The sequence below is a fragment of the Pantoea sp. BRR-3P genome (assembly GCF_039621635.1).
In the GTDB taxonomy this organism is placed as follows: Bacteria; Pseudomonadota; Gammaproteobacteria; order Enterobacterales; family Enterobacteriaceae; genus Pantoea; species Pantoea floridensis.
The window spans coordinates 453019-473035 of the sequence record NZ_CP155067.1; the positions used below are offsets into that span (position 1 = coordinate 453019).

Genomic DNA, 20017 nt, shown 5'->3' on the forward strand with positions numbered 1-20017 from the left:
GAGTCGAGGATGGCCAGTGATACTCTGACAATTGCCCGCAACCGTGACAGACCGCGTCGTATTCAACCTACGGTGTGGGTCGCGCTGCTGCTGTGGTGGGCGCTGGTCGCGCTCATGGTCGCGGTGCCGGATAAGCCGCAAGGTTTTGCCGCCCCGCGTTTTGTTAATGAAACGCATGAGCTGTTTGCCGCCATTGCGCTTATTCTCAGCGGGCTGGCGGTTGCATCAAGCCTGTTCCCACGACTGACGCTACTCGCGCCGCTTAAGCGCAGCGGTCCGTGGCTGATTGTGCTGGCGCTGCTGATTGGCCTGTGGGAAATCGTCACTGGCAAGCTGGCGCTGTTGCCGGCGCCGTTTTTTGCCCCACCGCGCGCGCTGGTAGAAGCCTATGCCACCGACTGGCCGCGTTTGCTGGATAGCGTGTTGAATTCACTGCGCCTGCTGGCGTTCGGCTTTATCTACGGCAGCGTGGTCGGTTTTATTACCGGCGTAGCGATTGGCTGGTCACGCGGGTTGGGATACTGGGTGCATCCGATTCTGCGTTTTCTCGGCCCGGTGCCCTCCACCGCGCTGCTGCCGCTGTCCCTCTACTTCTTCCCGTCGAGCTTCTCAGCGGCGGTATTCCTGATTGCGCTCGCCACCTGGTTCCCCGTGACGGTGCTGACCTGGTCCGGCGTCTCCAGCGTCGATACGCGTTATTACGATGTGGCGCGCACGCTGGGTGCCAATTCGCTGTTTCTGGTACTGCGAGTGGCGGTGCCTGCGGCGCTGCCGCACCTGTTTGTTGGGCTATTTATGGGGCTGGGCGCGTCGTTTTCGGTGCTGGTGGCAGCGGAAATGATGGGGGTGAAATCCGGGCTCGGCTGGTATCTGCAGTGGGCGCAAGGCTGGGCGGCCTACGCCAACATGTATGCCGCGCTGATTGTGATGGCGCTGCTGTTCTCCTCGCTGATTTCCCTGCTATTCCTGGTTCGCGACCGTCTGCTGTCGTGGCAGCGCAGCGCGGTGAAATGGTAACAACACACATTGCGCAATAAATTGCGCCGCTACGGTATGTGCATGCATTCGTAGCGGCGCGATTTATCGCGCAGATATTCGGTTCACATCATCCATTGCCGAGGTCAATTATGGCTGCAAAAATTTCTGCTTCTATCACCGAACTGATCGGCAACACGCCGCTATTGCGTCTGTCACGTTATGCGCAGCAGCAGGAGATTCAGGCTGATTTAATCGCCAAGCTCGAGCTGTTTAACCCTAATCACAGCGTGAAAGATCGCATCGCCCTCAGCATGATTGAGGCCGCTGAACGCAACGGCACTATTAAGCCTGGCGATACGCTGGTTGAAACCACCAGCGGCAATACCGGCATTGGTTTAGCGGCGATTGCGGCGGCTAAGGGCTACAAATTCCGCGTTTATATCAATGATTTTGTCAGCATTGAGCGTAGCCAGATTATTCAGGCCTACGGCGCTGAAGTGGTGCCGTTCAGCACTATCGATGGTTTTAAAGCGTTTTATGACGCCAGCAACGGCGATTTCGTTGCCGCCACTAAGTGGCTGGCCGAGCAAGTCACGGCTGCGGAGCCGGAGGTGCATTTCCTGCTGCAGCTGGATAATCCCGCCAATCCGGCGATACATGAGCGCACCACCGGACCGGAAATCTGGCGCGACAGCGGCGGCGAGTTGGATATCTTTATCGCCGCGGTAGGCACCGGCGGCACGCTGTCAGGTACCGGGCGCTATCTCAAACAGCAGCATCCGGGATTGCAGGTGATCGCGGTGGAACCGGGCATCGGATCGCAACCGAGCGAACTGCGACCGGAGCCGCTGGAGATCACCGGTGTGCATGCGTTTAGCAATCAGACGCCAGAACGCATCCCCGCCAATCTCGATCATCGCGTATACGATGAGGTGATCGCGGTGGAAACCTGGCAAGCCTATGCTGCCGCACGCCAGTTGGCGCTGAGTGAAGGCGTGCTGGTGGGTGATTCATCCGGTGCGGTGTTGTGGGCGGCGCAGCAGGTGGCGGCACGACCGGAAAATCACGGCAAGCGTATTGTGGTGTTACTGGCCGATGGCGGCAGCAGTTATTTAACCACGCAGCTGTTCGCGCATCAGGTCCCCGCCGAATCACTGAAGCTGGCAAGCGCGGTGCAGACATCGAGAAAAATCGCATGACGTCCCAATACGACCTTACAACCCCTGGTCGCCATACATGGCGTAATGCCGCTCAAAATGCCTGTTTTTGCAGGTGCGCATGAATGCGCACCCTACGAAAACCCGGCTATAGCAACGTGGGGAGCGCATTTATCCGCGCCTGGGCATCTACGAGGCGGTACCGCACCAGCGCACTAACGTCAGCGCAATCGCTTTGGTGCAGGCCACCAGATCCGCAATCGGCACATGCTCGTTGGGCTGGTGCGACATCGCCGGATCGCCCGGACCAAAGTTCACCGTCGGCGTTTGCCCTAGCGTACTCGGCAGGCCAATATCACTATGCGCACCAAATCCAGCCAGCTGCGGATTCAGTGCGGCATCGGTAACACCCTGCTGGAAGGTGGTGACAAACGGATGATCCGCTTCGATTTCTGCGCAATCGGCATCCAGAATCCACTCGACCCTGGCCGGATGCCTGGCCAGATAAGGATCCAGCGCGCAAACCTTCGCGACGTGTGCCTCAATCTCTTTTTTAACATTGCCACCCAGCCCCCTCTCATCCTTCTCCGATGGCAGATACTGCACATCAATCACAATCTCCGCGCGACCGGCAATTGAGGCCGGGTGTTCACCCACTTTCAGCTGCGTCACGATAATCTGGTTGGGCAGTTCCATCAGCGGATGATTTTTGCTCGGCTGCGTCTGCCAGCGACGATTGAGCACATCGAGGCCATCCAGCATCTGCCGACACAGCATCACCGCATCCACCGGACCGCTGCTGTCCCAGCTGTTTGGCGTCAGCTCCGCATGCCCGCCGATGCCGTCGAGAATAATCCGTCCCCACAAAATACCGTGGCAGATGGGTGAAATGCGATTGGCGGTGGGTTCGGTCATAATGCCCGCATCCGCTTTAAATCCACGGTCGACCATCGCCAGCGATCCCATGCCGCCAATCTCCTCATCGACCACGGTGGTAAATACCACATCTCCCGCCAGGCGAATATTGAGGTCCTGCAACAGCTCTACCGCCATCAACATGCAGGCAACGCCGCCTTTCATATCGACCGCGCCTCGACCGTAAACGGCCGCGTTTTTGATTTCCGGTACAAAGGGATCGCTCAGCCAATGTTCCGGCGGGCCCGGCGGAACAACGTCAATATGGCCGGTGAGCATCAGCGATTTACCGCCGCCCGCCCCACTTAAGGTTCCCCCAAGATTTGGACGCCCTTCAAAGGTGCGGCCTTTATTGGCGCCCGGACGGCCCTGATATTTCGCGTAGAGTGCAGGACCATCGGGATCCCATAAATCGGTCTCCATGCCTAGCGACGCAAGGCGCTGCTGCAGATAAAGCTGGCAATCGCGCTCGCCAGGACCGGCTTCACGCGGATCGACTTTGACGATGGAGGGAAACGCCAGCAGATCGCACAGCGTCTGCGCGATGCGTTCTGCGCTAGCGTCGACGTGTGCGCTGATGAGTTCAGTCAGATTCATGAGTTATCTCCGATAAATAAAAAGTCGTTGTGCCATCAAGACGATAATCAACAACATACCCACCACGCCCAGCTGCCAGACGCTATTTAAACCCAGCTGCAACATGCAGGTTTTAATAGTTACCAGCATCAGCGCGGCGGCCAATACGCCGACCACGCTGCCGCGTCCGCCAAAAATGGCCACGCCGCCGAGCAGTGCTGCGGTAAGGGATTCGAGTTCAAGATTGACGCCAATTTCCGGGCGCGCGCTACCTAACCAGGTGAGCGAGACGAACCCCGCGCAACCCGCCAGCAGGCCGCTCAGGCAATAGGCGAGCAAACGCAGGCGATCAACCGGAATGCCCACCAGCCGCGTGGCGTGTTCATTGAAGCCACAGGCGTAAATCCATTTCCCCCACGCGCTTTTGCTCAGAATCAGCCAGGCGATGAGGAAAGCCGGTATCACGCAGGTGAGAAACGGTAATGGAATGAAGAATTGTGCGCCGCGTCCCCACTGGGTTAACGCCGTGGGAACCCCGGCGATAGCGGCACCGCCGGTCAGCGCCAGTGCCAATCCAGAAAACAGGTAGAAGCTGCCCAGCGTGACGATGAGCGGCCAGAGCCGCAGCCGCGCAATCAGCCAACCGTTGATGGCGCCCGCCAGCGTGCCGGTGAGCAGACAGATCAGCGGTAGCCATGCCGGATTGATGCCCTGATCGAGCGCCAGCATGCCGATCACCGCCGAAAGCGAAACGTTGCCGCCCACCGAGAGATCGATGCCGCCGCCTCCGGTCATCACCACTAACGATTGTCCCAGCGCGACCAGCGACAGCAAGGTAGCGAATTGCAGGATCGAGGTGATTGACCAGGACGCCAGCATCTGTGGCAACAGCAATACAATACCGATGGCCAGCAGCAGCCATAACGCGATCAGCAGCGTTAAGTCAGGAGATTTACGCCATAACGTCATGCAAGCCTCCTGAAGGTAAATACGCGACTGCTGGCCGCTTCGCTACTCAATACGATGAGCAATACCGCGCCGGTCACCACCGTTTGCCACAGCGATGGAATGCCCACCAGCAGTAAGCCATTTTGCAGAATACGCAGCAGTAACACCCCAAGCAGCGTCCCCAGCAAGCTGCACGATCCCCCGGTAATCCGCGTGCCGCCTAGCACCACGGCGGCGATGGCTTCCAGCGCCAGGCTACCGCCCACCGTCATCTCGACGTTGCGATAAGTCGCGATATAGCAGGTGGCGGCAATACCGCACAGCAAACCGCTGATCATAAAGGTGGCGATGCGTACCTGAGTGACCGGAATGCCCGCCAGCCGCGCTTTCTCCTCCGAGTTGCCCGCCGCCAGCAGCCACAAACCGTACGGTGTGTGACGCAATACCAGCCACACGCTGGCCCACACCAGCCCAATGATCCAGGCCATCACCGGCACGCCCAACAGGGAATGCATTAACCCGCCGGTTAACGTGCCTGGCAAACCGGAAAGCCACTGTCCGCCGAGCAGCGCAAACAGCCCGGTGCGCCACACGCCGAACAAACCGAGGGTGCCAACAATCGCTGGAATACGACCAATCACTACCACCAGCGCGGTCATCAAGCCCAGCAGTAATCCGAGCAACGGCCCCGCCAGCGCCGCCAGCCACGGCGAATTCGTCAGCAGCAGCTGGCCAACCCCCCAGGCCGCTACGCCCATCACCACGCCAACGGACACATCCACGCCGCCCATGGCGATCACTAGCGTCATCCCTAGCGCGATCAACAGCAGTTCACTGCTATTGCGCAGAATGGTGAGCAGGTTATCCACCGTCGCGAACCAGGGAGAAAACCAGGAGAAACCGGCAATGGCGAGCAAGGCGATCGCCAGTAAAGCGATCTCCCGTGAAGTCATGTGCATGCGCATCCCCATTAGAAGTTGAACTGGTCGACATTCTCTTTGGTAAATACTGCCGGCGCACCGAGCAGCAGTACGCCGGTTTTGCTATCAAACTTCACCGGCTCGGCGAAACCTGGCACGCGGTTTTCGGCGCTCAAGGCTTTGCCATCAATCAGCTGCTTACCGGCCCACACCGTCAGATAGCCAAGCTTCTCGGGATCCCACAGCACCGTGTAACCAAAAGCACCGCTTTTCAGATAGGCGCGCGCGGTGTTCGGGCTGCAAAAACCGCTGCCGATCACCTTGCCATTCTTACCGGCGGTTTCAATGGCCTGCGCGACGCCAGGGCAAGTGGTCGACGCCATGGCGATCAAGCCTTTAAGATCCGGATTGGCGGACATTAAATCGGTGGCGATCTGTGCCGCGCGGCTGGCGGAGCCACCGGCATATTGCGGTTTGAGCAAGGTAATGTGGGGATATTTGCTTTTCACCCGCTGCTGCATGAAGCCGATCCAGCTATTGAGATTAGATGCGGTGGCTTCACCGGAAACGATGCCGATTTTGCCGCGTTCGCCAACGCGTTTGACCATCTCGTCAATGATGGTTTCGCCCAATCCCTGATCGGTAGCCTGCGCGACATATACCGGACGGCCGCTGTCAGGGGCATCGCTGTCGCTGGTAAACAAATGCACATTATTCGCTTTCGCCTGCGCCAGTACCGGCGCAATGCTGGATGCATCCAGCACGCTGATGCCGATCGCGTTAACCTTCTGCGCAATCAGGTTCTGCACGATCTGCAGTTGATCCATTGGATTGGTGTCTACCGGACCGCTATAGACAAACTCGACGCCCAGATCGCTGGCCGCGCGTTTACCGCCCGCTTCCATCGCCTGGAAATAGGGAATGCCGATAATCTGTGGCACAAAGGCCACTTTTTCTGCGGCGAGGGAATAACCTGAAAACAGTAATGAGAGAGAACAGACTGCAGTAGCAATTCGACGCATTTTATTTCCCCTGGTTAATGGCAGAGCAATTACTGATTCTCAAACACGCGTGCATCGGGATGCGCGCCGGTAATGAGTGAAACGATTTCATCGGGTGAGGTTTCGGCGTGACGCCGCTCGGCAATTTTTCGTCCACGGCGGAACACCACCATGCGATCGGCCACCGCGAACACATCACTGATGTTGTGGCTGATCAGCACCACGGCGCAGCCGCGCGCCGCGAGTCGCCGCGTCAGCTGTAATACTTTTTGCGTTTCTGCAACGGCCAACGCGGCAGTTGGCTCATCCATAATCACCAGCTGCGCGTTGAGGTTGAGCGCGCGGCAGATCGCCACCGCCTGGCGCTGTCCGCCGGAGAGACTGCCGACCGACGCTTCGGCATCGGAGATATGCGCGTCAAGATCCTTTAACAGCTGATCGACCTGCTCACGCATCTCGCGTCGGCGTAGAAAAGGAATGCCCAGCACGCGGCGCTTGAGCTCACGGCCAAGGAAAACGTTCTCGGCAATGCTAAGGTTCTCCGCCAGCGCCAGCTCCTGATAAATGGTGGCGATGCCGTGTTCTGCAGCCTGGCGCGGCGAGGTGAATTTCACCGACTGGCCGTCAATCCACAGTTCGCCGTCGCTGGCGCTGTAAGCACCCGACAGTACTTTGGTAAAGGTGGATTTCCCTGCGCCGTTATCGCCGAGCAACGCCAGCACTTCGCCGCGATGAATGGTGAGATTGACCTGGTTAAGTGCCGTTAAGGCACCGAAGCGTTTGCAGATGTTGCGCGCCTCAATAAAACACGTCGTCATCTTCTCTCCCCAGCGCTGAGATAGGCGGCGCTGTGGAAATCGATTTCCCACTGCAGCACCTGGCCGTAGAGAATGGATAAGCGGTTTTTTTCTGCCTCACTAAGATCCTGTGCACAGCGATCCAGCTCGGCTTTCAGCCACAGCGCCTGCTGATGAAACTCCTCTTCAGCATGCATATCGACCCAGCGACGGATGTCGTCATCCAGCAGCGGTTGGGCACTGACGCGTGCGCACCAGTGGTAATACATCCACTCGGCACCAAACATCAGCGTGATGATCTCGGCAAAACTGCCCTGCTTTGCGACGTTTAACATGCCATCGCGAAACGCCGTCACGCCCGGCAAATCATCCGGATAATCCGCCGTATTGATGTTGCGCCGCGCCAGCACCGCTTCAAACCAGGCAATTTGCGTATCCACCAGCGCATTTAACACGCCAATTAACCAGCGCTGCTGGCGAATATCCGGCGCTTTACTCACTGCCAGCGCAAAGATATTGATGGCAGTGGCGACAAAGTTGCCTTCAAACACCAGATAGCGATTAAACACGGCGTCAGGCAGCTGATTGCGCTCGATATCCTGCACAAACTGATGCTGTTGCATCGCCAGCCATAGTGTTTGATGCTGCTGCAAAAGCGCATCAGAGAAGCCTTTCATCACGCCTCCTCCAGCGCCGCTTGCGCCACGGACATGAAGTGTTTAACGCGTGCAAGCTCAACCTCATTCCACCACACGCCATCCACTTTCAGCGCGCTGGCGACGATTACGCCCTGCGTGCGTTCAAGGATCTGGCAGATGTTGGCGGGTGTTACGCCGGAACCAACCAGCAGCGGCAGCTCGGTAGCCGCACGGATTTCGTCGATTTCATCCAGCGTGGCGCTGTCGCCAGTGCGTTGCCCGGTGGCGATCACCGCATCCGCGTCAAAGAAATCCACGTCCCGCGTGAGCTCCTGAATGGAGCGGTCGGCAACAATCGCATGGCTGCCGTGTTTGACATGGCTATCGGCAAACACGCGGATATGTTCGGCCCGCAGCTGACTGCGGTAACGCAGCGCTTTTGCCGCCGCGCCTTCAATAAATCCTTCATTGGCGATATAGGCATTAGCCCACTGATTCACACGGACAAAATCAGCGCCGCCCGCCAGAGCGGTAGCAAAAGCAGGAATGGCGGCGTTGGCCAGCACATTAATACCGAGTGGTACGCCAAAACGTTCGCGAATCTTTTCCGTAATGACCGCCATAAAGGCAGCGGTTTCCGGACCAATATCCTCTGGTTTGGCAAAAGGAATATCACCGTGATTTTCTACGATCAAACCATGTACACCACCCGATATATAATTTTCGGCATCACGCAGCGCACGCTCAATAATAGCGGGGAGCGGCTTACCTTGATATTTAGGCGCCCCCGGAAAAGCCTCGCAATGAATAACACCTATCACCGCTTTCTTCCTGGAAAAAATATCTTGTATTGCGCTACTTTTTCCTGCTGATATAGAAACCATCTTCTTCACCTTATTAATGAGAACCATTATGCGAATTTATGTTGCAGGTAATATTGTTGTTGATGAAACCTGGTCCATTAACGATTTGCCACAAAAGGGCGCGTCTATTCACGGCGTAAAAACATCGCAGGATATTGGCGGCAAAGGCGCTAATCAGGCGATTGTTATTTCACGCTGCGGTATCGATACACGTTTAATTGCCGCAATAGGCGACGACAGCAATGGACGCTGGATTCGTGAGAATATCGCTCATGAACCGGTGACACTTTTTCCCACTGAATATTCATCCCCTCACAGTGACGCCTCAATTATTTTAAACAGCAGCGATGGTGACAATGCCATTATTACCACCACCGCAGCGGCCGATGCCTTAACGGTGGAGATGATTCTGCCCTATTTAGCCGATGCCGCTCCTGGTGATATCTTGCTGCAGCAAGGCAATTTCTCCGTAGAGAAAACCCGCGCGCTGTTCAGCTGGGCAAAAACCAGAGGGATGAAAACCGTGTTTAATCCCTCACCGGTCAATCCTGACTTCGCGCAACTTTGGCCGCTGGTCGATATTGCCGTTGTGAACCAGCTGGAAGCCGATTTATTGCAACCGGCTGGCGTCAGCACCCTCATCGTTACTCAGGGCGCTGCCGGTGCGCTGCTTTTCACCGCCACGCAACGCAGCTTTTGTCCCGCCTCACCGACGCAGGCGGTGGACAGCACCGGTGCAGGCGATACCTTCCTCGCCGTGCTGCTGGCGTCTGCGCTCCTGCGCGGCGTAGAACCCGATCGGCTTGCTTTACAACATGCCAGCCAGGCAGCCGCCATCACCGTGAGCCGTACCGGCACCGTGACGGCTTTCCCTACGCAACAGGAACTCGCCGCGCTGCTGGCTACGCGCAGCGAGTAACCGGTTACTTGAACAGCGGACGATAAGTATCGACGTTCGCTTTGGTCACCACGGTGGCTGGAACCAGAATGGTTTTACTCACCGTTTTCCCTGCCGACAGCGTGTTGAGGGCTTTCAGCGCCTCTTCGCCCATCTTTTTCGGATCCTGCTGCAGCACAGCAGTAACGTAACCGCCATCAATACCGCTGATGGCTTTGGCCGTCAGATCCCAACCGAAGACTTTGATCGCTTTCTGCCGTCCCTGGTTTTCCACGGCGGCAATCGCGCCCAGCAGTGCCGGTTCTCCGGTGGCATAAATTGCCGTTAAATCAGGATTGCCGGTGATAAGGTTTTCCGCTGCCGTCATGGCGTTGTCCTGGATATTCTGACCATCCACCACATCGGCAACGGTGATGTTGCTATTGCTCTTGATGGTCTCTTCAAAGCCTTTCTGACGCTGGTTCTGGATCGCCGAATTAAGGGCACCGACAATGCCCAGGCGTGCCTTGCCGCCCATCTCTTTCGCCACGTAATCGACAAAATATTTTCCGAGAATTTTTCCGCCTTCCAGATTATCCACACCAACCTGTGACGCTTGTGGACCCGCTGGTAATACTGCATCGATGGCAATTACGGGAATGTTCGCGGCAGCGGCTTCTTTAATCGCCGGCATAATTCCGTTGACGTCAATAGCATCAACCAGAATGCCTTTCACACCTTGCTGAATATAGTTTTCAATTGCATCGTTCTGCGCAACCGGATTATCGGTGGCATTGAAAATAACCAGATCTTTACCACTGGCTTTAGCGGCTTCTTGCGCGCCCTGATTCATCAGATTAAAGAATAATGCCTGCTGATTAATTTGCACTAAGGCATAAGTTGGTGCGGCTTGCGCCAGGGAAAAAAGGGAACCCGCAGAAATTAAGCCTGTAGCCAAAACCAATGAACGCAGTTTTCCGGTGAAAGATAACATCATGGTGTTCCTCGTCGGGAATAAATAATAATCAGCGTTTCCCAGCGTTAAGACACTGAGATTATTTTTGGCGGGCAAATATCGATGGATATGCTGTTCACACTGCGCAGGTGCAGTGTTTTTAAAACGCTCTGCTTACGTTTTTTCGGCAACCCATCCGCTAGGAATACCTGGTGAAATAACGAAAGTCAGTTTGGGAATGGATTCCCGGTACTGCGGTAAACTGTGCATACAATTCGCTGAGTGACTTTTTTTGTCAAGTGTTTATTTATGCGCCAGTGGGCAAAGGAAAGCGCTGTATCAGCCGCGCTTAAGTGTGTTACAGATATTGGTGTGGATAAAAACGCATCCTCTTGCGACTCCGCGCGTTATTGTGAGGTCGCCATAAATGGCGACCCTACGATTGATCGGCACGTTTTTGTAGGGTCGCCATTCATGGCGACCGATAAATCACTATGGCGAGGAACATGAGCACAAAACGCGTGTTGTTATCTGACGTGGCGAAATTAGCAGGGCTCTCCAAGGCCACGGTCTCTCGCTATCTGAATCACAGCATTGTGTTGCCGCAGGAGACGATTGACCGCATTGAAGCTGCCATCCACCAGCTCGATTATCGCGGCAACAGCCTGGCGCGACGCCTGAGCAAAGGCGGCAGCGAAACCCTGGGTTTAGTGCTGCCCGATATCACCAACTCCTTCTTCGCTGAACTGGCCGACGCGGCAGAAGAGGCGGCATCAGCGCGCGGTTACAGTTTGGTACTCTGCATCACCCGCAACAATCCCGACAAAGAGGCGCAGTTCATTCGCTGGCTGGACACACGCCAGGTCGATGGCCTGCTGTTTACCACCAACCGTCCAGATAACGGCTTGCTGCGTAAAGAGATGCAGCGTCATCAGCATATAGTATTACTCGATGAAGATATTCCCGGCAGCAGCGTACCAAAAGTATTTGCTGACAACGTGCAAGGCGGGCGTATCGCGACTGAACAGCTGATCGCTGCGGGACATCGTCATATCGCCTTTATTGGCGGTCCGGAACAGCTGATGAGCGTGCGCGAACGTTATCTCGGCTTCTGCACCGCGATGAAGCAGGCCGGTTTGTCGGTACCCGACGAATGGGTCATGTACGGTAATTACGAGCGTGAGTTTGGTCAGCAGGCTTTGCAGCAGCTGTTCAGCCAGTCTCAACGCCCCTCCGCCGTGTTTGCCGCCAGTGATTATCTGGTGCTGGGCTTGCTGGATGGCTTACGTGCCAGCGGCCTTCAGGCCCCCGCTGCACTTTCACTGGTTGGCTTTGATGACGCCAACTACACCGACCTGACGCAGCCGCGCATCTCCACCATTCGCCAACCCGCCCGGGAACTGGGTTATACCGCAGTAGATATCATGCTGCGCCTGCTCAACAACGAAGCCAATATTCCATTGGAAACTCGCTTGCCGGTCGAATGGGTTGGACGCGATTCGATCCAACTCTGCTGCCCCTGAACCATAATGGCGCAAAATTGCACAGCTTTGGCGCAAAAGATGATCAAAAATCACCAGTGCATTACCTTCTAGTAAACCGGTTTACCTCGCTGCGCAAAATTAACCTATTGAATTAACGATTTTTTTATCTTAACAATACTGGCTAAATTATAACCTGGCACAGAAACTGCAATATTCCTCCCGGCAAACAAATATCGTTGTATCCAGAGCCAGCACGTATCAGGTTATGTTGTATCCGGCAGGTAAACCGGTTTACTAGCATGTAAACCGCGCCAGATCCGACCTTTCCCGCTGACTAACAATTGTCCCGGTAACCGCAATGGGAGTGATCAGATGCAGCAGCCACACGCTACCCCGGCACGGGTAGAAATGATTAACATCACCAAAACTTACGGTTCGATACGATCCCTGCGCGGCGTGAATTTGCAGCTGGCGCCAGGGGAAGTGCTGGGATTGGTGGGCGATAACGGTGCGGGCAAATCAACCCTGACCAAAGTGCTCTCCGGTGCGGTGGTGCCCACCAGCGGTGCCATTCGCATCGACGGTGAGCAGCAGCACTTCACCAATCCGGCGGATTCGCGCCGTTGTCACATTGAGATGGTCTACCAGGATTTATCGCTGTGCGACACGGTGGATGTCGCCGGTAATCTGTTTATGGGCCGCGAGCCAATGAAATCGGTGCTCGGCATCCCTTTTCTCGATCAGGCCAAAATGCATGCCGAAGCACGCGATATGCTGAAAGGTTTGGGTATTTCGATTCCCGATACGCGTTTGCTGGTGCGCAATTTATCCGGCGGCCAACGGCAGGCGATTGCTATTGCCCGCGCCGCCGCCTTCGATCCGAAAGTGCTGATCATGGATGAGCCGACCGCTGCGTTAGCCGTAGCGGAAGTGGAAGCGGTGCTGGAGCTGATACGGCGCGTCTCTGCGCGCGGGGTTAGCGTCATCCTCATCACCCATCGTTTGCAGGATCTGTTCCTGGTGTGCGACCGCATTATGGTGATGTACGAAGGCACCAACGTAGCGGATCGCCGCGTAGCGGATACCAGCCTGAGCGATATCGTTAATTTGATTGTGGGTGAGAAATTTACCGCTCATTCGGCGGCTGCACACTGAGGTAATGGGATGAGCATCATGAATTTAAGCAGTTCGCGCATGATTCAGCATTCGCTACCGCGTCGCCTGCTGCATAACCATTCGGGCGTGGTGAGCATTGCGCTGTTTTTCATCTTTTGCTGCGTGGTGTTTTCGCTGATCACCAGCAACTTTCTCACCAGCACTAACTGGCTGAATATCATTCGGCAAAGTGCTCCGCTGCTGATCGTTGCAACCGCAATGACGTTGGTGATCACTACCGGCGGCATTGATTTGTCGGTGGGTTCGACGCTGGCGCTGGTTGGCGCGCTTTCCGCTATCGCGCTTAACAACTGGGGCTTATCCTGGCCAGTGGTGCTGATCGGTGGATTGCTGCTGGGCGGATTAGTTGGCGCCATCAATGGCTTCTTTATCGCCTTTGAGGGAATTCCGGCGTTTATCGTCACCCTGGCCACGCTGGCGGTAGTGCGCGGAGTGGCATTGCTGGTCACGCAAGGTTATTCCATTCCGGTGCCGGCCGACAGCTTGTTTACCTTTATGGGGCGCGCCTGGGTGCTTGGCGTTCCGATGCCCGCGCTGATTGGCATCGTAGTCCTGTTTGCCGGGCATATTGTGCTGAACCATATGCGTTTTGGCCGCTACGTTACGGCGATTGGCGCCAATGCGGAAGGTGCACGTCGCAGCGGTATCAACACCAAAGCGGTGACCATGAAGGTCTATATCATTAGCGGCATGGCAGCAGCGCTGGCGGGGATGATCATTACCGCGCGTCTCGGCAGCGGCTCATCCAATCAGGGTGAAGGCTTTGAACTGCAGGTGATTGCTGCCGTAGTGCTGGGCAGCACCAGCCTGTTTGGCGGCTTTGGCACCATTATCGGCACGCTGCTGGGCGCGCTGTCGATTGCCATCATCCAGAACGGACTGATCCTGTCGCACATCTCGCCGTTCTATACGCAAATCGCCACCGGCACCATCATTCTGCTCGCCATCTGGCTGAATACCCGCATTCTCAACCCCGCCCGCGCGCCGGCAAAAGGATAGCCCATGAAAGGATCGATTTTCCGTCATGCCGATCCGTTACCGCTTGGCGTTACAAGTGGCTACGTGATGACGGTTTTAGGACCGCTACCGCTGGCTGAGATGGGCGTGACCTTGATGCACGAACACATTCTGCTCGATGCGTCCGGTAAATGGGTGCCGCCCTGCTGTTGCAGCGATCGTCATATTGCCGAGATGCCAGTCAAGATCGAGAACCTCGGCGAACTGGCCATGAACCCGCTGATGAGCCGCGATAACTGCCAACTGTTTGACGTCGACCTGGCGATTGAAGAGTTGATGAAGTACCGCGCGTTGGGGGGGGAAACCATTATTGATCCAACCAATATCGGCATTGGCCGCGACCCGAAGGGCTTACAGCGTATCGCCCGCTTAACCGGTCTCAACATCGTGATGGGCACTGGACTTTACCTCGAGCCCTCGCATCCCGCATGGGTGAAAAGTATCAGCGTGGAGCAGCTTAGCGAAAAATTGATCTTTGATCTCGGTGGCGCAGCGGAAAAACCGGAGGTGATTGCCGGACTGATCGGTGAAATCGGTATCTCCAGCCACTTTACCGCCGATGAAGAGAAATCGTTGCGCGCGGCGGGACGCGCCAGTGCGGCAACCGGCGTGCCGATTCAGGTGCATCTGCCGGGTTGGGAACGTTTAGGCCATAAGGTGCTGGATATCTTGCAGCAGGAAGGCGCCGATCTGCGTCACACCGTGCTGTGCCATATGAATCCTAGCTTTGCCGATAAACGCTATCAGCGTGAACTGGCCGATCGCGGGGTGTTCCTTGAATACGACATGATCGGCATGAGTTATTACTACGCCGATGAATCGGCGCAATCACCTTCCGATGAAGAGAACGCGCGCGCCATCTGCGAATTGATCGATGACGGCTACCTCCAGCAAATTCTGCTGTCGCAGGATGTGTTCCTGAAAACCATGCTGACGCGCTTTGGCGGCCACGGTTATGGCTACATCCTCAAACATTTTGTCCCGCGCCTGAAACGTCACGGCGTCAGCGGCGAACAACTCGAAACCTTATTGATTGCTAACCCGCAGCGCGTATTTGGCGGGTGAAAGGGAAAATTATCATGCAGAAACAAGTCTTGCTGGTGGGCGAATCCTGGACCAGCACCTCGAACCACATCAAAGGCTTTGACCAATTCTCCACCGCCACCTGGCATACCGGCGCCAGCGATTTTATCGCGGCGTTAAAGGAGAGCGATTACGCCGTCACGCACATGCCGGCACACGCTGCGGCCACCGATTTCCCACTCACGCTGGAAGGATTGCAGCAGTGGGATGTGATTATTCTTTCGGATATTGGTGCCAATACGCTGCTGCTGCATCCCGATACCTGGCTAAAAAGCCGTCGCACCGCCAACCGCTTATCGCTGATCCACGATTACGTGGCGGCGGGCGGCAGCCTGATGATGATTGGTGGTTACTTCAGTTTTCAGGGTATCAATGGCGGTGCGCGCTTCCGCCATACGCTGGTGGAAAAAGTCCTGCCGGTGCGCTGCCTCGCCTGGGATGATCGTGTTGAAACGCCCGAAGGATCGACCCTGGAGATGACGCAGCCGCATGCGGTATTCAACAATATTTCCGGCGAATGGCCGTGGATGCTGGGATACAACGAAGTGGAGATGCAACCTGAAGGTACGCTGCTGGCGACCGTTGCTGGCACCGCGCATCCATTATTAGCGGTGCGTGAATATGAAAAAGGCCGATCGCTGGTGTGGACCAGCGATATGTCGGCACACTGGCTACCGCAAGAGTTTACGCAATGGCCCGGCTATCGCCAGCTGTGGATTAACTGCTTCGACTGGCTAACGGAGCGCGCCTGATGCCTCCCGCTTCGCTCGCCCTTACCCAACATTTGCTCGGTTTCGATACGATCAATCCGCCCGGTAATGAAGCGGCGTGCATGCAGTTTTTGGCCGATTGGCTGAGCGAGCGAGGTTTTACGGTTAACCTGTCGTCTTTTGGTGCTGGCCGCAGCAATCTGATTGCGCATCTTCACGGCGCATCGCCCGGAAAACCGCTGGCGTTTACCGGCCATCTGGATACCGTGCCGCTCGGCAATCAGCCCTGGCAACACGATCCTTTTGGCTCGGATATCGTGGCCGATCGGCTTTATGGACGCGGTTCGAGTGATATGAAAGCGGCGATAGCGGCTTTTGCTTTCGCCTGCCTCCAGCAGCAAACGGCGATTCGTGCCGGGCGCGGCGTGGTTCTGCTGATCACCGGCGGTGAAGAAACGGGCTGTGAAGGCGCGCGGTCGCTAATTGATGCCGGCACGTTGCCGGAAATTGGGGCCCTAATCGTCGGCGAACCGACAGCCAATTATCCGGTGATTGGGCATAAAGGTGCACTGTGGCTTCGCTGCGAGACGCGCGGAAAAACCGCCCATGGCGCGATGCCGGAACTGGGAATTAACGCTATTTACCTCGCGGCTGATGCGTTAGGCAAAATCCGCCACTTTTCTCCCGGCGCACAGCATCCGTTGATGAAGCAGCCCACGCTGAATGTCGGACGGATTCAGGGTGGTTTAAACATTAACTCGGTGCCGGATCGCACGGCATTTGATGTTGATATTCGCAGCGCGCCGAATTTGCAACACGCAACAATTCGCCAGCGGTTAGCGGCTATGCTCGGAGAAGAAGTGCAGATCACCACCCTGGTCGATTTGCCTGCCGTATTGAGTTCCGAAGAGAATCAGTGGATCCAATCGGTCTATCGCCGTTGCCAGGCGCTTTTCACGCAGCCGTTAGCCGCGCGCGTGGTGCCCTACTTTACCGATGCTTCGCTGCTGCTGCCCGCGCTGGGTAATCCGCCATGTATTATATTAGGCCCGGGCGAACCGACGATGGCGCACCAGACCGATGAGTATTGTTTGTTGAGTAAGCTGGGGGAAGCCGAGCAGTTATATGGGCAGATTATTGCGGATTGGATGAAGGTATAGAAGCGGTCGCCATGAATGGCGGAATGTCGCTCACTTAACCTATTTATACAGGTGCGCATCAATGCGCACCCTACGAAAGCCCCGCACTATTAACGTAGGGTCGCCATTGATGGCGACCTGCGGGATTGCTGGGTGCACAATCCTGCCCACCCAGCATTTTCCTCAGAAACGATAGGTCGCGGATACCGAGACGTTACGCGGCTCACCGTAAACAATCCCGCCGTTGCCGACGTTGTTGTCGTACTCTTTGTCGAACAGGTTGTTGATGTTCGCTTGCAGCGAAACGTTTTTGGTCACGTCGTAGCGCGCGAACAGATCCACCAGCGAATAGCTGCCCTGGCGTGCACGCCAGGTGCCGTTGCCTTCCGGACCGGCAAGATCGCTGTAAGTCTTCGATTGCCAGGTCACACCACCACCGACAGTCAGCGCCTCTAGCATCGGCAAGCGATAGCTGGTGAAGAGATTGAATGACGTGCGCGGCAGCTGCGAATTGTAATTTTCGCCCTCACGATCTTCCGCCACATAGCTGGTTCCGCCGAAGGTCATCTGCCAGTTATCCGTCACCGCGCCGTTCACCTCGAACTCAACACCACGGCTCACAACGCCGCTTTTACCTACATAGATCGCATTACCGGTTTCAGGGTTGGTTTGTCCTGTGGCTTCACCGACGTTATCCAGTTCGGTGCGGAATACCGAAATTGAGGTGGTCAGGCGACTGTTAAACCAATCCGACTTCACCCCCGCTTCGTAGTTTTTACCAATCACTGGCGCCAGGAATCCGCCTGAAGAATCCTGGTAATCCTGCGGCTGGAACACCGAAGTGTAGCTGGCATACGCTGACCAATTATCGTAGAAGTCCCAAATCACGCCGCCATATGGCGTGATGTTGTTCTTCTCCATCTCTTCCGTCAGCGTCTGACGATTCCAGTTGGTATAACGCGCGCCCAGGATCACATGTAGCGGATCGGCCAGCGAAATGCGGGTTGCCAGATAAGCAGACTTCTGACGCACCAGCTGGGTATCCGAAGCGGGTTCGCGTGGATTCCAGTCAGACTCCGGGAAGTTACCGTTGTAATCGTAGAAATTACCCAGTTGCGCCGGTGAAATATTGGTCCAGGCACTGTAGTACTTATTATCCTGACGGCTGTAATTGATGCCCAGCATTAACTCATGCTGACGGCCAAACATCTCATACGGGCCGCTGGCAAAGGCATCCACCGCATCTACTTTACGTTTACCGGTGTTGTAGCCAGTACCGCCGACGGCGTCATAAGCATAAGAGGCAGGATACTGATTGACGGCAACGCCGGTGTCTTTATTGATATAGCTATCGATATACAGTTGCTTACTATCCAGAGTCATCTGGTTATGCGTGCCGTTAAGCGTGATGTTCCAGCCGTTATCAAAGTTTTGCTGCAGGTTAATAAAGACTTTATTGTTTTCTTTATTGTTATAAGCCCAATCCGGCGCGGTGTTATAACCACGGCGCAGTTTCACCTGCGAGCCGTCGGTATACCAGCGGGGTGAACCACCCCACATTGGCGAATCGGTATTCACCTGGCTGAACTCATAGCCTATCGACAATTTCGTGGCATCGGTCAGATCGGCATCGACTACGCCATAGACGAACTTCTTGTCTGCGCCGTAGCGTTCGATAAAGCTGTTTTTGTCTTCATAGCCCGTCACCAGGCGTCCACGCACGTTACCTTCTGGCGACAGCGGCGCAGAGAGGTCCGCAACGTAACGCTGCTTATTCCAGCTGCCGTAGCTGGCAGAAACACTGCCGGTGAACGCTTTGCTATCGGCGTGCTTGCGCACCATGTTGATTGAAGCGGAGGGATTGCCCGGTCCGGTCAGCAAACCTGTGGCGCCGCGAACCACTTCAACGCGTTCATACAGCGCCATATCGCTCTGCGCATCGCCCAGATTCCAGCGCGAAGCGAAGGCGGTAGGGATGCCATCGACCATGTAGTTGTCGATCATAAAACCGCGCGAATAGTAGTTGGTGCGATCCATATCACCCGAGACGCCGTGAATGCCGGTGGTATTCGACAACACATCATTCAGCGATTGCAGCTGCTGATCTTCCATCCGCTGCTTGCTAACAATCGAAACCGATTGCGGAATATCGCGCGCGGTCAGCGCCATTTTGGTACCGGCACGCGTCACGGGAACGCTGTAATCTTTGGCGGCCTGCTCTTGCTGATCCGCGCTGGCGCTGGCATCAACGTTCAGAGTCTGTTCGGGAGGGGTGGATTCCGCTGCTTGCGCGATACCCGACGCAATCAACATAGCCAGTAAAGAGAGACGCAGCGCACGCTGAGGCACACTGCCGGGTTTCCTGACGCGCAAATCTTCGAAAGACATACGATTCCTCAATCAACTTATCGTTATTTTTTTCGGCATCGCAGCGTCTGCGGAACGAAGAACAGTAAGGATGCCGTTAAGAAAGCAAATGAGAAATATACGCATTAAGGTTTGCAATGCAAGAAATTGTTACCGGTTAACTGACACTTTTACACTTAGATAAAAGCCTTATGCGTCAACGAGTAATAATTGAGGTAGGTTACTTTCCGGAATCATTCCGTTAGCGTTATCAGCAACTCCGTGAAAAAGAACAGTTTCTGGATGCCCAACCGGCAGGAAGCACAGGAATGAATGGCCGTACCAGAACGCTCAGTGGCGTAGCAATAAACACAGCCGCCTAGGCTGACAAGCAACGTGCTGTTCGAAGAGCGCCGTAAAATGCGAAGTAAACGCCC

18 protein-coding genes are annotated in these 20017 nt (G+C 55.8%); 9 read left to right on the top strand and 9 right to left on the bottom strand.

From position 1 onward, the window contains the following. The first annotated feature begins 9 nt into the window (after nt 1–9). Entirely contained in the window at nt 10–1017 is a 1008-nt protein-coding gene (locus tag AAGR08_RS21675; protein ID WP_097097771.1) for an ABC transporter permease subunit, read from the top strand. Between the two features lie 110 nt (nt 1018–1127). Continuing rightward, entirely contained in the window at nt 1128–2177 is a 1050-nt protein-coding gene (locus AAGR08_RS21680; protein WP_345830095.1) for a pyridoxal-phosphate dependent enzyme, read from the top strand. Between the two features lie 147 nt (nt 2178–2324). Here AAGR08_RS21680 and AAGR08_RS21685 read toward each other — a convergent pair whose 3' ends face one another. The 7 genes from AAGR08_RS21685 to AAGR08_RS21715 are packed head-to-tail and all read right to left on the bottom strand — an operon-like array spanning nt 2325 to nt 8814. Beyond that, nucleotides 2325–3647 (bottom strand): ArgE/DapE family deacylase, encoded by a 1323-nt coding sequence (locus AAGR08_RS21685; protein WP_345830097.1) that lies wholly within the window; start codon nt 3645–3647, stop codon nt 2325–2327. A gap of 3 nt (nt 3648–3650) precedes the next feature. After that, nucleotides 3651–4595 (bottom strand): ABC transporter permease, encoded by a 945-nt coding sequence (locus tag AAGR08_RS21690; protein ID WP_345830099.1) that lies wholly within the window; start codon nt 4593–4595, stop codon nt 3651–3653. Beyond that, on the bottom strand, nt 4592–5533 hold the full coding sequence (locus tag AAGR08_RS21695; protein WP_345830101.1) for an ABC transporter permease: 942 nt from the start codon (nt 5531–5533) through the stop codon (nt 4592–4594). The genes AAGR08_RS21690 and AAGR08_RS21695 overlap by 4 nt, the downstream gene beginning before the upstream one ends. A gap of 11 nt (nt 5534–5544) precedes the next feature. Next, entirely contained in the window at nt 5545–6516 is a 972-nt protein-coding gene (locus AAGR08_RS21700; RefSeq protein WP_345830102.1) for an autoinducer 2 ABC transporter substrate-binding protein, read from the bottom strand. A 29-nt stretch (nt 6517–6545) separates the two neighbouring features. After that, nucleotides 6546–7313, bottom strand: coding sequence for an ATP-binding cassette domain-containing protein (locus AAGR08_RS21705; protein WP_097097765.1), 768 nt, complete (start codon nt 7311–7313; stop codon nt 6546–6548). Then, a complete protein-coding gene (locus tag AAGR08_RS21710) occupies nt 7310–7969 on the bottom strand; it encodes a TenA family protein (protein WP_345830104.1) in 660 nt (219 codons plus the stop codon). Before AAGR08_RS21710 ends, AAGR08_RS21705 begins: the two co-directional genes overlap by 4 nt. Further along, nucleotides 7969–8814, bottom strand: coding sequence for a BtpA/SgcQ family protein (locus tag AAGR08_RS21715; protein WP_345830106.1), 846 nt, complete (start codon nt 8812–8814; stop codon nt 7969–7971). Before AAGR08_RS21715 ends, AAGR08_RS21710 begins: the two co-directional genes overlap by 1 nt. 28 nt (nt 8815–8842) lie before the next feature. Between AAGR08_RS21715 and AAGR08_RS21720 the strand changes: the two genes are divergently transcribed. Then, nucleotides 8843–9712 (top strand): PfkB family carbohydrate kinase, encoded by an 870-nt coding sequence (locus AAGR08_RS21720; protein WP_345830107.1) that lies wholly within the window; start codon nt 8843–8845, stop codon nt 9710–9712. 4 nt (nt 9713–9716) lie between these two features. On the opposite strand, the gene AAGR08_RS21725 is transcribed toward AAGR08_RS21720, so the two are convergent. Next, on the bottom strand, nt 9717–10667 hold the full coding sequence (locus AAGR08_RS21725) for a substrate-binding domain-containing protein (RefSeq protein ID WP_097097761.1): 951 nt from the start codon (nt 10665–10667) through the stop codon (nt 9717–9719). A gap of 452 nt (nt 10668–11119) precedes the next feature. Between AAGR08_RS21725 and AAGR08_RS21730 the strand changes: the two genes are divergently transcribed. The 6 genes from AAGR08_RS21730 to AAGR08_RS21755 all read left to right on the top strand — a co-directional run bounded on the left by AAGR08_RS21730 (nt 11120) and on the right by AAGR08_RS21755 (nt 17255). After that, nucleotides 11120–12148 carry a LacI family DNA-binding transcriptional regulator gene (locus tag AAGR08_RS21730; RefSeq protein WP_097097760.1) on the top strand — a complete coding sequence of 343 codons (1029 nt, stop codon included), beginning with the start codon at nt 11120–11122 and terminating at the stop codon, nt 12146–12148. A gap of 369 nt (nt 12149–12517) precedes the next feature. Then, on the top strand, nt 12518–13264 hold the full coding sequence (locus AAGR08_RS21735) for an ATP-binding cassette domain-containing protein (protein WP_176519248.1): 747 nt from the start codon (nt 12518–12520) through the stop codon (nt 13262–13264). 18 nt (nt 13265–13282) lie between these two features. Then, nucleotides 13283–14284, top strand: coding sequence for an ABC transporter permease (locus AAGR08_RS21740; protein WP_345830110.1), 1002 nt, complete (start codon nt 13283–13285; stop codon nt 14282–14284). A gap of 3 nt (nt 14285–14287) precedes the next feature. Beyond that, nucleotides 14288–15367, top strand: coding sequence for a phosphotriesterase-related protein (locus tag AAGR08_RS21745; protein ID WP_097097757.1), 1080 nt, complete (start codon nt 14288–14290; stop codon nt 15365–15367). A 14-nt stretch (nt 15368–15381) separates the two neighbouring features. Continuing rightward, on the top strand, nt 15382–16137 hold the full coding sequence (locus AAGR08_RS21750) for a glutamine amidotransferase (protein WP_097097756.1): 756 nt from the start codon (nt 15382–15384) through the stop codon (nt 16135–16137). Beyond that, nucleotides 16137–17255, top strand: a complete 1119-nt coding sequence (locus tag AAGR08_RS21755) for a M20 family metallopeptidase (RefSeq protein WP_345830112.1) — start codon at nt 16137–16139, stop codon at nt 17253–17255. The genes AAGR08_RS21750 and AAGR08_RS21755 overlap by 1 nt, the downstream gene beginning before the upstream one ends. A 162-nt stretch (nt 17256–17417) precedes the next feature. On the opposite strand, the gene fhuE is transcribed toward AAGR08_RS21755, so the two are convergent. Next, nucleotides 17418–19622, bottom strand: a complete 2205-nt coding sequence (fhuE, locus tag AAGR08_RS21760) for a ferric-rhodotorulic acid/ferric-coprogen receptor FhuE (RefSeq protein ID WP_345830114.1) — start codon at nt 19620–19622, stop codon at nt 17418–17420. Nucleotides 19623–20017 lie beyond the last annotated feature (395 nt).

Coding starts and splice junctions, on each gene's coding strand:
- AAGR08_RS21675 (WP_097097771.1), top strand. CDS start 10: ATGGCCAGTGATACTCTGACAATTGCCCGCAACCGTGACAGACCGCGT.
- AAGR08_RS21680 (WP_345830095.1), top strand. CDS start 1,128: ATGGCTGCAAAAATTTCTGCTTCTATCACCGAACTGATCGGCAACACG.
- AAGR08_RS21685 (WP_345830097.1), bottom strand. CDS start 3,647: ATGAATCTGACTGAACTCATCAGCGCACACGTCGACGCTAGCGCAGAA.
- AAGR08_RS21690 (WP_345830099.1), bottom strand. CDS start 4,595: ATGACGTTATGGCGTAAATCTCCTGACTTAACGCTGCTGATCGCGTTA.
- AAGR08_RS21695 (WP_345830101.1), bottom strand. CDS start 5,533: ATGCACATGACTTCACGGGAGATCGCTTTACTGGCGATCGCCTTGCTC.
- AAGR08_RS21700 (WP_345830102.1), bottom strand. CDS start 6,516: ATGCGTCGAATTGCTACTGCAGTCTGTTCTCTCTCATTACTGTTTTCA.
- AAGR08_RS21705 (WP_097097765.1), bottom strand. CDS start 7,313: ATGACGACGTGTTTTATTGAGGCGCGCAACATCTGCAAACGCTTCGGT.
- AAGR08_RS21710 (WP_345830104.1), bottom strand. CDS start 7,969: ATGAAAGGCTTCTCTGATGCGCTTTTGCAGCAGCATCAAACACTATGG.
- AAGR08_RS21715 (WP_345830106.1), bottom strand. CDS start 8,814: ATGGTTTCTATATCAGCAGGAAAAAGTAGCGCAATACAAGATATTTTT.
- AAGR08_RS21720 (WP_345830107.1), top strand. CDS start 8,843: ATGCGAATTTATGTTGCAGGTAATATTGTTGTTGATGAAACCTGGTCC.
- AAGR08_RS21725 (WP_097097761.1), bottom strand. CDS start 10,667: ATGATGTTATCTTTCACCGGAAAACTGCGTTCATTGGTTTTGGCTACA.
- AAGR08_RS21730 (WP_097097760.1), top strand. CDS start 11,120: ATGGCGAGGAACATGAGCACAAAACGCGTGTTGTTATCTGACGTGGCG.
- AAGR08_RS21735 (WP_176519248.1), top strand. CDS start 12,518: ATGATTAACATCACCAAAACTTACGGTTCGATACGATCCCTGCGCGGC.
- AAGR08_RS21740 (WP_345830110.1), top strand. CDS start 13,283: ATGAATTTAAGCAGTTCGCGCATGATTCAGCATTCGCTACCGCGTCGC.
- AAGR08_RS21745 (WP_097097757.1), top strand. CDS start 14,288: ATGAAAGGATCGATTTTCCGTCATGCCGATCCGTTACCGCTTGGCGTT.
- AAGR08_RS21750 (WP_097097756.1), top strand. CDS start 15,382: ATGCAGAAACAAGTCTTGCTGGTGGGCGAATCCTGGACCAGCACCTCG.
- AAGR08_RS21755 (WP_345830112.1), top strand. CDS start 16,137: ATGCCTCCCGCTTCGCTCGCCCTTACCCAACATTTGCTCGGTTTCGAT.
- fhuE (WP_345830114.1), bottom strand. CDS start 19,622: ATGTCTTTCGAAGATTTGCGCGTCAGGAAACCCGGCAGTGTGCCTCAG.